The organism is Bradyrhizobium sp. STM 3561 (assembly GCF_045571455.1).
Taxonomy (GTDB): domain Bacteria; phylum Pseudomonadota; class Alphaproteobacteria; order Rhizobiales; family Xanthobacteraceae; genus Bradyrhizobium; species Bradyrhizobium vignae.
In genome coordinates, this window is the sequence record NZ_CP120695.1 from 2,596,977 (window position 1) to 2,611,481 (window position 14,505).

The 14,505-nt window shown below is 65.7% G+C and carries 11 protein-coding genes; 3 read left to right on the forward strand and 8 right to left on the reverse strand.

Features of this window, described 5'->3' with window-relative positions:
• Positions 1 to 30: 30 nt before the first annotated feature.
• The 5 genes from accB to P6U28_RS12055 all read right to left on the reverse strand — a co-directional run bounded on the left by accB (position 31) and on the right by P6U28_RS12055 (position 4,525).
• A complete protein-coding gene (accB, locus tag P6U28_RS12035) occupies positions 31 to 525 on the reverse strand; it encodes an acetyl-CoA carboxylase biotin carboxyl carrier protein (RefSeq protein WP_122403439.1) in 495 nt (164 codons plus the stop codon).
• Positions 526 to 560: 35 nt separating this feature from the next.
• On the reverse strand, positions 561 to 1,028 hold the full coding sequence (aroQ, locus tag P6U28_RS12040; RefSeq protein WP_122403438.1) for a type II 3-dehydroquinate dehydratase: 468 nt from the start codon (positions 1,026 to 1,028) through the stop codon (positions 561 to 563).
• A gap of 224 nt (positions 1,029 to 1,252) precedes the next feature.
• Complete coding sequence (locus tag P6U28_RS12045; protein WP_122403437.1) at positions 1,253 to 2,044, reverse strand: DUF1236 domain-containing protein; 792 nt, start codon at positions 2,042 to 2,044, stop codon at positions 1,253 to 1,255.
• A 215-nt stretch (positions 2,045 to 2,259) separates the two neighbouring features.
• Entirely contained in the window at positions 2,260 to 3,027 is a 768-nt protein-coding gene (locus tag P6U28_RS12050) for a DsbA family protein (protein ID WP_122403436.1), read from the reverse strand.
• 97 nt (positions 3,028 to 3,124) lie between these two features.
• A complete protein-coding gene (locus P6U28_RS12055) occupies positions 3,125 to 4,525 on the reverse strand; it encodes a M48 family metalloprotease (RefSeq protein ID WP_122403435.1) in 1,401 nt (466 codons plus the stop codon).
• A 192-nt stretch (positions 4,526 to 4,717) separates the two neighbouring features.
• Between P6U28_RS12055 and P6U28_RS12060 the strand changes: the two genes are divergently transcribed.
• The 3 genes from P6U28_RS12060 to P6U28_RS12070 all read left to right on the forward strand — a co-directional run bounded on the left by P6U28_RS12060 (position 4,718) and on the right by P6U28_RS12070 (position 7,971).
• The gene (locus P6U28_RS12060; protein WP_407122327.1) at positions 4,718 to 5,905 is read left to right on the forward strand and encodes a pyridoxal phosphate-dependent aminotransferase; all 1,188 of its coding nucleotides are present in this window, start codon (positions 4,718 to 4,720) and stop codon (positions 5,903 to 5,905) included.
• 88 nt (positions 5,906 to 5,993) lie between these two features.
• Positions 5,994 to 6,551, forward strand: coding sequence for a biotin transporter BioY (locus tag P6U28_RS12065; protein WP_122403433.1), 558 nt, complete (start codon positions 5,994 to 5,996; stop codon positions 6,549 to 6,551).
• A gap of 85 nt (positions 6,552 to 6,636) precedes the next feature.
• Entirely contained in the window at positions 6,637 to 7,971 is a 1,335-nt protein-coding gene (locus P6U28_RS12070; RefSeq protein WP_122403432.1) for a dicarboxylate/amino acid:cation symporter, read from the forward strand.
• 148 nt (positions 7,972 to 8,119) lie between these two features.
• On the opposite strand, the gene P6U28_RS12075 is transcribed toward P6U28_RS12070, so the two are convergent.
• From P6U28_RS12075 to P6U28_RS12085, 3 genes are all read right to left on the reverse strand, one after another.
• Entirely contained in the window at positions 8,120 to 9,352 is a 1,233-nt protein-coding gene (locus P6U28_RS12075) for an FAD-binding oxidoreductase (protein WP_122403431.1), read from the reverse strand.
• 28 nt (positions 9,353 to 9,380) lie between these two features.
• Positions 9,381 to 10,877 (reverse strand): amidase, encoded by a 1,497-nt coding sequence (locus P6U28_RS12080; RefSeq protein ID WP_122403430.1) that lies wholly within the window; start codon positions 10,875 to 10,877, stop codon positions 9,381 to 9,383.
• 244 nt (positions 10,878 to 11,121) lie between these two features.
• A complete protein-coding gene (locus P6U28_RS12085) occupies positions 11,122 to 14,229 on the reverse strand; it encodes a ribonuclease E/G (protein WP_122403429.1) in 3,108 nt (1,035 codons plus the stop codon).
• Positions 14,230 to 14,505: the final 276 nt, after the last annotated feature.

Consider the following 14,505-nt stretch of genomic DNA (forward strand, 5'->3'; position numbering starts at 1 on the left):
GCTATTCGCTACTCGCCATTCGCCACTCCCTCACTCAATGATGACCAGCGGCTCGCCGTACTCGACCGGCTGGCCGTCCTCGACCAGGATCTGCGTCACCGTGCCGGCGCGCGGCGAGGGGATCTGGTTCATCGTCTTCATGGCCTCGATGATCAGCAGCGTCTGGCCGACCGAGACCTTGGTGCCGACGTCGATGAACGGCTTTGCGCCAGGCTCCGGCGCCCAATAGGCGGTGCCGACCATCGGCGAGGTCACGGCGCCGGGATGCTTCGACAGATCGGCCGCGGCAGGGGCGGGCGCAGCGGCGCTCGCTGCCACCGGCACGGCGGCGGAAGCGGCTGCGACCGGCATCGGCATGGTCGCGGCAACGCTGATGTTGCGGGCGACGCGCAGGCGCAGGCCGGCCCGTTCGATCTCGATCTCGGTGAGGCTGGTCTCATCGAGCAGCAAGGCAAGCTCGCGAACGAGCGCGGAATCCTCGCTGGAAAACTTTGCGGCTGCTTTGTCGTCTGGCTGGCGCGCCATGTTGTTTGATCCGAATGTTCTGTTGGAAGGGAGCGTCAGGCGTTGGGCTTGATGCCGAGCTTGGCGGCAAGGCCCTGGATGGCGAGGCGATAGCCCTCGATGCCGAAACCGCAGAGCGAGGCGAACGCCGCGCGTGCGGTGTAGGAATGGTGACGAAAACTTTCGCGGGCGTGGATGTTGGTCACATGCACCTCGACCGTCGGAATCTGCACCGCGAGCAGCGCGTCGTGCAGCGCGATGGAGGTGTGGGAATAGCCGCCGGCATTGATGATGATGCCCTTCATCTTGCGCCGGTGCGCTTCGTGGATGAAGTCGATCAGTTCGCCTTCGCGGTTGGACTGCCGGCAGTCAGCCTTGAGACCAAAGGTCGCGGCCGTGTCGCGGCATAGCGCCTCGACGTCAGCCAGCGTGGCGTGGCCATACTTTTCCGGCTCGCGCGTCCCCAGCATGTTGAGGTTCGGCCCGTTCAGGACGAGGATCGTGTCGGTTGCAGGTTCGGCCATTCCAATCCCGGAAGAGGTGCTTCGGCGTGGCGGGTTATAGGTAACAAAGCGCGTGAGGGGAAGCCTTGAAGGGCCTCAGGGGCGGGTTCAAGCACCTCATCCAGTGCGCAAATACCTGTGCGGAAACTACGGAAATTGCTTGTTAACCAGTCCGAAGCATGGCTGCCGGCCGAACGCAAAGGGGCGGGCATCGCTGCCCGCCCCGAGATTGCCGGTGTCCGGCCTTAGGCGTTCAGGACAGCCACGATCTCGTAGGTGTCCGGATTGACGATCACGATCTCATCGCGGATCAGGACGTACTTGTAGGTCCGCCACTCCGGATAGATCGTCACGACCTTCGACGGCAGGGCGTGAAGGGTAATGCCCTCACGCGGGATGCGAGTGCCGACCGAGATCGAGAAGTTTACGTTCGTCACCGGGGCGACGTGCTCCTCGCGGATCACGGACGTGATCTGGGTCCGCTGCTCGGTCGAAAGCTTGGCAGCGGCGCCGGCCTGGCCGGTCGTCTGCGACCGCTCGGTCCCGGTCTGGGTCTGGGTCTGAGTCTGGGAACCCTGGTGACCAGGCGCATTCATGCCGCTGCGGTCTTCCTGACCTTGGGCCTTCATGTCCTTGCTGCCCTTGGTCTCGGTTTCCCTGCTCATGCTGCCCTTGGACTTCTCGTCGCTCCGCGGGCTCTGGCCGACCGTCGACGACTTCTCCGACTGCGTCGACTTCTCACGCATCGCACCCGGCTGGTCCTTGTTCATCTTGTCGGACTGAGTCGATTTGTCATGAGCGCTCGGCTGATCCTTCATGCTGCCGGCCTGGCCGACCGTTCCCTTTTCATGCTTGTCTTGCTTGTCCATGGACTCTTGCTTGTTCATGGAGTCGCTGCGCTCGCCAGAAGGCTGCGTGCTGTGCTGGGTCTGCTGGCCACTCCCGTGGTCCTTGGTGCCGGTTCCTTGCGCATTGGCGAAACCGGTGCCGGCGATCAGCGCCAAAGCTGCAACCGAGACCAAAAAGCGATTAGTCATTTGAACCTCTCCTCACGTGATTTCTTTGCGTCATTGCCCGCGCCGACAACGAAAGGAGAGCGCGGTCGTTCCGAAATCCAGGAGGTTCCGGCGAGCTTTGTTTGCTGAACACCGGATGAACGGTCCCGCCCGACCGCGACAAACTGCGACGGTCCGAACCGCGCAAAAAAGAAGCCGGCTGTGAGCCGGCCTCCTTCAACGCAATGTCGCGTCGCTCAGCAAGTCGCTTTGCCGCAGCGGGCAACGCCGATCTTTTCCCTGAGGCCTTCCACGCCGATGGCACCGACGACGATCTGCTTGCCGATCACGTAGCTCGGCGTGCCATTCATGCCCATCGCTTCGGCAAGCTTGAAGTTCTCCTCGATGGTGGCGCGCACTTCGGGGCTGGCGATGTCCTTCTCGATTCTCGCGGTGTCGAGGCCGGCCTCCTTCGCCGCCTGCATGGCGCGGGCCTTGTCGGCGGCGCCGCGGCCGCCGAGCAGCTTCTGGTGGAAGTCGAGATATTTCTTGCCGGAGGGGTCCTGCATGCGCACGGCGACCGCGACCTGAGCCGCTTCGACCGAACCCTGGCTCAGCACCGGAAACTCCTTCAGCACCACCTTCAGCTTCGGATCGCTCTTCATGAGGTCGAGCATGTCACCCATGGCGCGTTTGCAGTAGCCGCAATTGTAGTCGAAGAACTCGACGAAGGTGACGTCGCCGTCCTTGTTGCCGAGCACGACCTGGCGCGGCGAGTTGAAGATCGCGTCGGCATTCTGCGCGATGCTGGCCTCGTGCTTCTGCGTTTCGGCCGCGGCCTGGCGCTTGCTGAGCTCGGCCATGGCCTCCTCGAGCACCTCGGGATGGCTGACGAGATAGCTCTTGATGATCGCCTCGATGTCGGTGCGCTGGCTGTCGGAGAAACCGTCGGCCGAGGCGGGCACGGCTGCGCCGAGCATGGCGAGCGCAAACAATGCGGGAGCAAGCAGGCGCAGCGAAGGCATAGGCAAATCCTCTTGTTCAAAGCAGTTTCGAGAAACGTCCCGGTGGACTTGAGCTCGGTGTCGTGACGTCGTGGTATCGGGCGTCCTTCGAGTTGCGTCAGTTGCGCGGCGGCTTCGCCGCCACGATGTCGTCGGCCTTTACCCATCCGGGTGTGCCGACGGCGAAACGGGTTTTCGCGCGCGTGGCAAGCTCGCGGGCGGTCTTGTTGTCGCCGCGCAAGTAAGCGGCCTGGGCCGAGGCGAGATCTGCCTCGGCATAGTCTCCCTTCCGGCCGTAGGCCATCGCGAGCTGGGTATAGCCGAGCGCCGCCTCGGGCTCTCGCGCCACCGCGGCGCGGAGAATCCGAACAGCTTCGTCGGTGTAGGCTTTATTATCGGTTCCAACCAGAGCCTGCCCAAGTAACATCTCGATGAGGGGCGCGTTGTTGGAGAGTGCGACCGCCTTGCGCAGGGGAGCGACCGCCTCTGCCGGCTTGCCGCTTTCCAAAAGCGCCTGACCGCGCACCTCGTAGAAGTACGGGTTGTTCGGCTGAACCTGGATCAGCGCGTCGATCTGGGCGAGCGCGCTGCGCAGATCGCCGTGCAAATAGGTGCTGATGGCGCGGGCATAGCGCGCGGGCAGGCTGTCGTTGGTCTGGGGATAGCGGCGGTACACCGTCTCGGGACGCTCCATGAAGGCGGAGATCTTGGCGCGGACCATGTCATGCCGGAGCTGGAGCGCGGGATCGTCCTTCTTGTTCCAGTAGGGGCTGGAGCTTGCGAACTCCTGCAGCGCGGCGACGCGCTCGGCCGGCATCGGATGCGACTGCAGGTAGGGATCGGCGCCGCGCGCGGCGAACAGGCTCTCGCTGGTGAAGCGCTTGAAGGTCTCGTACATGCCCTTGGGCGATTGCTGCGTCGCGGTCAGGAATTTCACGCCGGCGCGGTCCGCATTCTCCTCCTGCTGGCGCTGATAGGACAGCAGCGACCGTCGGATCACCTCCTGCGGAGCGGAGATCGCGGCGGCGCCCGCATTGGCAAGCCCGTTGTTGCCCCCGCTCGAGCTGCGGGTGCTGCCGGCCGCAATCGCGCCGGCGCCGAGCAGCATCGCAATGATCATCTGGGTCTGCGCGGCGGCGAGCTGCTCGCGCAGCTTGGACAGATGGCCACCGGCCAGATGTCCGGTCTCGTGCGCGAGCACGCCGATGATCTGGTTCGGCGTCTCCGATTGCAGGATCGCGCCCCAATTGACGAAGATGCGGCGGCCGTCCGCGACGAACGCGTTGAACGAGCCGTCGTTGATGATCACCATCTGGATGTTCTGCTTCTCCAGACCCGCGACGCGCAGGATCGGGCGCGTGTATTCGCGTAGCAGCTGCTCGGTCTCGGTGTCGCGCAGGACCGGCGGCCCCTTGGCTTGCGCGTGCGCGGACGAGAACGGCGTCAGCGCGATCGCGACGGCCGTGACGAGGGCGGTGAGGGCGGAGGCCTTCTGGCGCAATGCGGTCTGGAGCAACATCGAGCGGTCTGGGTCAAACGGGCTTGATCAAGCAGTTTCGTGATTGGTTTTGGCGATTGGCGGCGGACCGGATACGCGATATGCCCTTGTGAGCCGTGCCCCTTATGAGCCGTACAATGAGGCCAGTCTGGGGCGCAAGCGCCCCGTGTTCCGGACCGACCCGATCGGTCCGCCAGCGAATAGCAGAAATCGATGCACGATGCGACATTGAGGAACCGGTTGGGGCAGTGGCTCGAGCCCTCCCGCCGCAGCGATGTTCCCCCGTTCATGGTGATGGACGTGATGGCCGCGGCGGCCCGAATCGAGGCCGCCGGCGGCCATGTCATCCACATGGAGGTCGGCCAGCCCGCGGCTGGCGCGCCCAGGACCGCGATTGCGGCCGCCCATGCCGCGCTCGAGGCCGGACGGATCGATTATACCTCCGCGCTCGGCATCCCCAGCCTGCGCGAGCGCATCGCGCGGCATTATCGCGACACCTATGGTTGTGACGTCAACCCCGAGCGGATCGTGGTGACCACAGGCTCCTCCGGCGGCTTCATTTTGGCTTTCCTGTCGATGTTCGAGCCTGGCGATCGCGTCGCGGTGACGGTGCCGGGCTATCCGCCATACCGCCACATCCTCACCGCGCTCGGTTGCGAACCGGTGCTGATCGAGACCACGAACGAGACGCGTCATGCGCTCACCGGCGAGGCCCTGCTCGCCGCCCATCGCGAGGCGCCGTTGAAGGGCGTGCTGGTCGGCAGCCCGGCCAATCCGACGGGCACGATGATGTCCCGCGAAGCGCTCGCGGGCCTCATTGCTGCCGCGGAAGACGCAGGCATCCGCTTCATCTCGGACGAGATCTATCACGGGCTCGATTACGCATTTCCCGCCGTGACAGCGGCGGCGCTGTCCAGGCACGCACTCGTGATCAACTCGTTCTCCAAGTATTTTTGCATGACGGGCTGGCGCGTCGGCTGGATGGTCGTTCCCGATATCCTGGTGCGGCCGATCGAGCGGCTGCAACAGAACCTGTCGATTTCGGTGCCGGTGCTGTCGCAGATCGCGGCCGAAGCGGCTTTTGATGGCGCTGCCGAGATGGAGGAGATCAAGCACGGCTATCAGGAAAACCGGCGTGTCCTGATCGATGGATTGCCCAAGGCTGGACTGACGAGATTCCTGCCGGCCGACGGTGCCTTCTATCTTTATGCCGATGTCTCGGACTTCACCTCGGACAGCTTCGAGTTCGCCAATCAAATGCTGGAGCAGGCGGGCGTGGCGGCAACGCCAGGCCTCGATTTCGATCCCATACACGGCCGTTCATTCATACGGTTTTCCTATGCCCGCTCGCTCGATGAGATGCGGGAAGCAGTTGACCGGATCGCTCACTGGCTTAAATAGCCGCCAATTCGACAGCCTTCCGGAGTTCAACTTGTCAGACCGTTCCGTCCCGTCCGCCGCTGCACCACATTCTTCTCTCGCCGCGTTGATGTGGCCGACCCGGCCGGGCGAGGCCGTCGGCGGCTTTCGCGCCTTCGTGCTGATTGCGCTCGGCACGGCGCTGATGGCGCTGTCAGCGAAGGTCAACCTGCCGCTGCCCTATGTGCCGATGACGCTGCAGACGCTGGTGGTGCTGATGATCGGCGCTGCCTATGGCTGGCGCCTTGGCAGCGCAACCATGATCGCCTACCTCGCCGAGGGTGCGATGGGGCTGCCGGTTTTCGCCGGTCCCGTGGGTGGGATTGCACCGCTGGTTGGCCCGACCGCGGGCTATCTGTTCGGCTTTGTGCTGGCTGCGTTTGTCACCGGCTGGCTCGCCGAGCGCGGCTGGGATCGCAGCGTTGTGCGGCTGTTTGCGGCGATGGCCATGGGCCACATCGTCATCCTGGCTGCGGGCTTTGCCTGGCTCGCTTTCGGCATCGGTCTCGGCGCTGCCAAGGCTTGGCAGGTCGGCATCGTGCCGTTCATTGCGGGTTCACTGGTCAAGAATGCTCTCGGCGCGACCCTGATGCCGGCGGTCCGCCGGATCGTCGATCGCCGCGGGTAAAGCGCGCAATAAGAGAGCAGTTCCAATTGACAGGGCCGGCCAAGTTGATCTTGGCTGGCCCCAACGTTTGAGGGGGAGTGAAACGATGACGACGACAACGATGGCGGGGGCGCCGGTCGCGCCGGCCGCAGCCAAGCCGTGGTACAAGATTCTCTACGTTCAGGTGCTGATCGCCATCGTGCTCGGCGCCATCGTCGGATGGCTCTGGCCGTCGGTTGCCACCAACGACTGGATCAAGGCGCTGGGCGACGGCTTCATCAAGCTGATCAAGATGGTGATCGCCCCGATCATCTTCTGCACCGTGGTCTCCGGCATCGCCCACATCCAGGATGCGAAGAAGGTCGGACGCATCGGCGTCAAGGCGCTGGTCTATTTCGAGGTCGTCTCGACCTTCGCGCTGGTGATCGGGCTCCTCATCGGCAATCTCGTGAAGCCTGGTGCGGGCTTCGGCAGTGGGGCGGCCAGCGAGGCGGCCGTTGCAAATTACGCCAAGCAGGCCGCGGGTCAGAAGTCGGTCGACTTCGTGCTGCACATCATTCCGGACACCGTGGTCGGGGCGTTCGCGCAAGGCGAGATCCTGCAGGTGCTGCTGTTCTCGGTGCTGTTCGGCTTTGCCATCATGAGCCTTGGCGAGCGCGGCCACACCATCCGCAGCTTCATCGACGACGCCGCGCATGCGGTGTTCGGCGTCATCTCCATCGTGATGCGTGCAGCGCCGATCGGCGCGTTCGGTGCGATGGCCTATACGATCGGCAAGTTCGGCACCGGCGCGCTCCTCAACCTGATCGGCCTGATCGCGACGTTCTACGTCACGGCTGCGCTGTTCGTGTTCGTCGTGCTCGGCATCATTGCGCGCCTGGCTGGGTTCTCGATTTTCAAGTTCCTGGCCTACATCAAGGACGAGCTGCTGATCGTGCTCGGCACCTCGTCGTCGGAAAGCGCGCTGCCGACCTTGATGGAAAAGCTGGAACGGCTCGGCTGCTCCAAGTCGGTTGTCGGCCTCGTCGTGCCCACGGGTTACTCGTTCAACCTCGACGGCACCAACATCTACATGACGTTGGCAACGCTCTTCATCGCGCAGGCGCTCGGTTACGATCTCTCCTTCAGCCAGCAGCTCACGATCCTGGTCGTGGCGATGCTGACCTCGAAGGGCGCCTCCGGCATCACCGGCGCGGGCTTCATCACGCTGGCGGCAACGCTCGCCGTGGTCGATCCGCGCCTCGTGCCGGGCATGGCGATCGTGCTCGGCATCGACAAGTTCATGAGCGAGTGCCGCGCGCTGACCAATCTGTGCGGCAACGGCGTCGCTTGCGTGATCGTGGCCTGGTGGGAAGGCGAGCTCGACCGCGACAAGCTCAACGCCAACCTTTCCAAGCAGATCGATCCGACCGACATGGAGACGGCGATCACCACGGACTGATCCGATCTGACGGCGCGAGCTGCGCTGTCAGATCTTGAAGTAACAGGGCTGGTCGAGATCCTCGATCAGCCCTTTTTCTTGGGCTCCGGGACGACCCCTTGATGCGCCTGTCGGCTGCGTTCGCGGTGCTCGCCGCGAACGCGGAGGGTTAAAACCGCTCCGGCCGGTACGGCGCGGGATCGATCGACGGCGTCTCGCCGCTCATGATCTCGGCGAGCAGGCGCCCGGTCGCAGGGCCCAGCGTAAAACCCTGGTGCCCGTGACCAAAGTTCATCCAGAGGCCGGGATGACGCGGGGCCTGACCGAGCACCGGCAGCATGTCCGGCGTGCAGGGGCGGGTGCCGAACCACGGATCGGGCTCGACCCGTTTGCCGAGGTCGATCAGCTCGCGCGCGGAGGCTTCCGCGCTGGCGAGCTGTACCGGTGTTGCGAGCGCATCCGGGCCCGTCAGCTCAGCGCCGGTGGTGATGCGAATTCCCTTGGCCATCGGGCCCATGGCGTAGCCACGGGCCTTGTCGACGAGCGGCAGGTCGAGCGAAGCGCCGCCGCTATAATGCATGTGATAGCCGCGCTTGCGCACCAGCGGGATGCGATAGCCGAACTTGTACAACAGATCGGGCGACCAGGGTCCGAGCGTCACGACGGCGTGGGGAGCATCGATGCGCCCCTGATCGGTGTCGACCGACCAGCCAGTCGCAGTTTGCCGCAGCGACTGCGCATCACCCAGCACGATCCGGCCGCCGAGGCGCGCGAACAGCTCCGCATAGGCGGTCACCAGCGCACCCGGATCGGACACGGTCCAGGTGTCGAGCCAATGGATCGCGCCGGGCAGATCGTCGCGCAGGATCGGCTCGGCTTTTGTCAACTCGCTGCCTGACAGAACGCGAAAGTTCACACCGAATTCGCGCCGATCTTGCTCCGCGTCCTTGATCGAGTGCTCCAGGGCGGCGGCATCGCGGTACAGCGCGCGATAGCCGGCCCGGCGGATCAGATTGTCGGCATGGGCCTCGCGGATCAGGATGTCGTGTTCGGCCGTCGCGCTGGCGATCAGGCGCGCCCAGCCGGCGATCGCCTCGCGATGCCGCTTCGGCGCCGAATGCCACCAATAGCGGAGCAGGGGCTCGATGTGCAGATGGAGGGAGGAGAGGCTGTAGCGCACGTCGTTGGTGCGGCCGGTCGCGATCTTCAAGAGCGAGGCGAGATCGCGCGGCATCGGATAGGGCCGCACCGCTTCCGCCTGGATCATCCCGGCATTGCCGTAGCTGGTCTCGCGGCCGGGCTCCCTGCGATCGACCAGCGTGACCGACCAGCCGCGCTGCTGCAGATGCAGCGCGGCACCCACGCCCACCATGCCGCCGCCGAGAATGATCGCGCTTTGCATCGGAAACGATTCTCCTGTCAGGCCCGGGTCATTCCCAGGTGAGGAAATCTGGTGCGGCCGATAGCGGCGGTGCAGCGGCGAGCCGTGCGAAATCGGGCACGGGGCGGCACAATTGCGCATCGTTCGCGAACGCAGCCTCGATGCTCGCGGCGACCGAGAGCACGATCGCATCGCCGCCGCGCGGGCCGACGATCTGGAGGCCGAACGGAAGGCCAGCTTCATCGAGACCGAGCGGAATGCTGATCGCGGGATGGCCGGGCAGCGTGACGGCATAGGCGAGCGCGAGCCAGTGGAAATAAGATTTGGTCGGCACGCCGTCGATCTCGGCGGGATAGAGCTCCGACCACGGCCGCGGGCTCAGCGTGATGGTCGGGCTGATCAGCACGTCGCAATTTGCGAAGAAGGTCTGGTAGGCTCGATAGATCCGCGTCTGTGTCGTGGCGGCGCGGGCGTAGTCCTCGAGCGTGTAGCCGAGGCCTTCCTCGACATTGGCGCGGACGTTGGGGCCGAGCATCTCGGGACGTTCTTTGTAATTCTTGCCATGCGTCGCCAGGAACATGCCGGCGCGCAGCACGGCGAAGGCGTCGTCGGCGCCGGAGCAGTCGGGTGTGGCCTCGCGGCAGTCGGCGAACAGCGGTGCAAGCTTCTTCACGCGTGCGCGGAACACGCGGCGGATCGCCTGCTCGGTCGGTGCGAAGCCGAAGTCTTCGGTGAAAGCGAGACGCAGCTTGCCGAGATCGGCGGGGCGCGGCGCGGCCCAGCGCTCGGCACGGGCCCGCAACGGTTCGCCGGGCAGGGTGTAGGCGAGCGGATCGCGGGCATCGTCGCTCGCCATCACCGAGAGCATCAGCGCGGCGTCGGCAACGTTGCGCGCCATCGGCCCGTCGGTCGAGAGGTTCGACCAGCCGAAGATGCGCTTTTCGCTCGGCACGAGGCCGTAGGACGGGCGCATCCCGACGATGCCGGAGAAGCCGGCCGGATTGCGCAAGCTTCCGCCGGTGTCGGAGCCCGAGGCGAGCGGGGCCATGCCGCAGGCGAGCGCCACCGCCGAGCCACCGGACGAGCCCGCCGCCGAACGCATGGGGTCGAACGGGTTGCCGGTCGCGCCGAACACGGGATTGCGGGTGTTGCCGCCGGCCGCCCATTCCGGCGTGTTGGTCTTGCCGAAGATGATGGCGCCGGCCGCGCGCAAGCGAGCGACCGAACCCTGATCGGCGGCCGGCACGTTGTCGCGCAGCAGCGGGCTGCCATAGGTGGAGCGCATCCCGGCGGTGTCCTGCGTGTCCTTGATCAAGACAGGCAGGCCGTGCAGCGCGCCGCGATCCTCGCCGCGCAGGATGGCTGCCTCGGCTGCCTTCGCGGCTGCACGTGCGCCCGGCTCATCCAGAGTCACGACGGCGTTGACGGCGCCATTGACGGCGGTGATGCGCGACAGGCAGGCGTCGAGGAGTTCGACAGGCGAGATCGTCCGTGCGGCCAACAGGCGACGCAGCTCAACGGCACTGGAATCACAAAGCTCTGACAACGCTGGTCCTCTGCTAAGTCGTGAAGACGACTTAGCACATCAGAAGCCGGGTTGGATGCGCTGCACACCAGTTTTGTGCGCCGGAGGATATTTGCGAGTTCGACCGCATCTCTGTCGGCCGCATCATGGCTACCATCATGGCTACCATCAACTCCACGCAAGCAAGACGCCCGCTCGCGCGAGCAAGGACATTTGCACGCAACGAAAAACGCCCGGCTCGGCCGGGCGTTTCCATGAGTGTGGCTTACTGGCCGCCGCCGAAACGGCGTGACCACCAGCCGGCGCGGCGCGGTGCGGCCGGGGTTTCGCTTGCGGCCTCCGGCGCGGGCTCGGGTGCCGGCGCGGGCGCAGCAACCGGTTCGGTCGCCTGTGCCACCGGCGTTGCAGGCTCGGGCTGACTGTTCAGCAGGAAGCTCACCTTTTCCCGGACGGTGGAGCGGCGCCGCGCGGTCTTGTCGCCGGCGGGCTCTTCTTCTGGCGTCGCGGTCGCGGCGGGAGCCGGCTCCGCCTGGGCCGGCGCTTCGGTCTGCACCTCGGCGCGCGGCTCAGGCTGCTCGACTTGCGGCTCGGTGATGTGCTCGGTCTGCGCGATCGAGGGCGCGGTCTCGCTGCCGAAGCCGTCGAAATCGGCCACCGCGCCGGCAGCTTCCGGCGGCGGATTGGTGCCGAGTTCGTCGTTGATGGATCCGGCGAGACCTTCCTCGCCGCCACCGCGACGGCGGCGTCCGCCCCGGCGACCACGCCTGCGCCGGCGCTCGCCGCCGCCCTGCTGCTCGCCACGGGCTGCTTGTTCCTCGCCTTCCTCGCCGTCCTGCTCGGACTCGGTCTCGTCTTCACCTTCACCGGCCGCCATGGCCGCTTCGGGCAGCGTGGAGGCGGTATCCTCGCGCAACTCGCTGTCGCGCTGGCCACCGCGGCCGCGCCGGCGGCGACGGCGCTTGCGGCGCTGGCCGTCCTGCTCGGAGGCAGCCTCGCCGGCAGCCTGCTCGTCGGCAAGACCTTCGGTCTCGTCGGTCTCGACCTCGGATTCAGTCTCCAGGTCGAACCCATCCTCGTCGTCATAGGCTTCTTCGGCCAGTGGCGGCGGGCTCGCAGCGGCCTGCGCAGCGAGCAGCGCCTTGGCGGCTTCGAGCGTATGCACCTGCTCGCCGCGGTCGATCACATAGGCCTGCGGACCGCTGACGCTGGGATCGGCGATCACCGACAGCGTGACCTTGAAGCCGTTCTCGAGGTCGCGCAGATGGCCGCGCTTGTGGTTCAGCACATAGAGCGCGACGTCGGTGCGGGTGCGGACCACGAGGTTGTGGGTCGCGCCCTTCATCAGGATCTCTTCGAGGCCGCGCAAGAGCTGCAGCGCCACCGAGGACACCGAGCGGACGTGGCCGGTGCCGCCGCAATGCGGGCACGGGTCGGTCGAGCTCTCCAGCACGCTGGCGCGGATGCGCTGGCGCGACATCTCGAGCAAGCCGAAATGCGAGATGCGGCCGACCTGGATGCGTGCGCGGTCCTGCCTGAGGCAATCGGACAGCTTGCGCTCGACCGCGCGGTTGTTGCGCTTCTCGTCCATGTCGATGAAATCGATGACGATCAGGCCGGCGAGGTCGCGCAGGCGAAGCTGGCGGGCGACCTCTTCGGCCGCCTCCAGATTGGTCTTGAGCGCAGTGTCCTCGATGTGGTGCTCGCGGGTCGAGCGTCCGGAGTTGACGTCGATCGAGACCAGCGCCTCGGTCTGGTTGATCACGATGTAGCCGCCGGAGCGCAGTTGCACGGTCGGCGAGAACATCGCATCGAGCTGACTCTCGACGCCCATGCGCGAGAACAGCGGCTGGCCGTCGCGATACTGCTTCACCGCGCTGACATTGGCGGGCATCAGCATCTTCATGAAATCGCGCGCTTCGCGGTAGCCGGCCTCGCCGGCGACCTGGATTTCGTCGATCTCCTTGTTGTAGAGGTCGCGCAGCGAGCGCTTGATCAGCGAGCCTTCCTCGTAGACGAGGGTCGGGGCCTGCGACTTCAGCGTGAGGTCGCGTACCGTTTCCCACATCCGGATCAGATATTCGAAATCGCGCTTGATCTCCGGCTTGGTGCGGGAGGCGCCGGCTGTGCGCAGGATGATGCCCATGCCCTCGGGCACGTCGAGATCCTGCACCACTTCCTTGAGGCGCGAACGATCCTGCGCGCTGGTGATCTTGCGGCTGATGCCGCCGCCGCGTGCGGTGTTGGGCATCAGCACGGCGTAGCGGCCGGCGAGCGAGAGGTAGGTCGTCAGCGCCGCGCCCTTGTTGCCGCGCTCTTCCTTGACGACCTGCACCAGCATGACCTGGCGGCGCTTGATGACTTCCTGGATCTTGTACTGACGGCGCGGGCGGAAGGTGCGCTCCGGCACTTCCTCCAGCACGTCGTCGCCGCCGACGGATTCGACGACTTCCTCTTCGGCATCCTCGCCGTCCTCGTCCTCGTCATCCTCGCCGACTGCGTCCACGGGCTCGGCATGCGGCGCTTCAGTGCCCTCTCCGGCGGCGTAGACGGCATCGGCCGGCTCGGCCGCTGATGTCACGGCTTCAGCCAGACGTTCCGCATGCGCTTCCGCGGCATGAGCTTCGGGGGCAGTCTCGAAGGTTTGGGCCGGCTGCGGCTCGGTAACGGTCTCGGTCGCGACCACGGGCTCGGCGCCGACCGCAGCGACGGGAGCCGGCGTCTCATCGGCATGCTCATGGTCGTGAGGATCGCGCTCGCCCTCATGATCGTGGGCGTCATGATCGTGAGCGTGATGGTGCTCGTCATCATGGGCGTGATGATGATCATCGTGATCATGTTCGTCATGATCGTGATCGTGGCCCTCATGCTCGCCGTGATGCTCCGCCTCGGTGTGCAGAGGCTCGCCCTCGTGTTCCGGCGGTGTCGCGTCCTCGACGGGCTGCGCGACGGGATCGGCTCCGGCGTCGAGGCCTTCGACGATGTCGCTGCGCACGCGTTCGCCATGACCGCGGCGGCGGGCGCTGCGGTGGCGCGAACGGCGGCGGCCGTGCGAGCGGTTCTCGCTCTCTTCCTCGGCCTCGCGATGGGCCTGTTCCTCGGCCTCGATCAGCGCCTGCCGGTCGGCGACCGGGATCTGGTAGTAGTCGGGATGGATTTCGCTGAAGGCGAGGAAGCCGTGGCGGTTACCGCCATATTCGACGAAGGCGGCCTGGAGCGAGGGTTCGACCCTGGTGACCTTGGCGAGGTAGATATTCCCGCGCAGTTGCTTGCGTTGCGCGGTCTCGAAATCAAACTCTTCGACGCGATTGCCGCGGACCACGACGACCCGGGTCTCTTCCGGGTGGGTGGCATCGATCAACATCTTGTTGGGCATGTCTTAACTCTTGGCGGCGGCGGACGCGATAAACCGTGGGCGCGTATCGCGCCGCCGGGTGACGCGACGGTCCACCTGATTCGGGGCTGAGGGGAAGGCCGAAACGCCGTCTCTCGCGCCTTGCCGAACCGGAAGCTTCAGGACCATTGCGACGCGCGGGATTGTCACTCCGCAGCGTCGCGAATGATCCTTCAGATTTCGTCGGCACAGTCTGGCGCATCAAGCGTCGGCCCGTATGAAACATTGGGCGGCGAGGCCGCCCTTCAATCAGTTGCT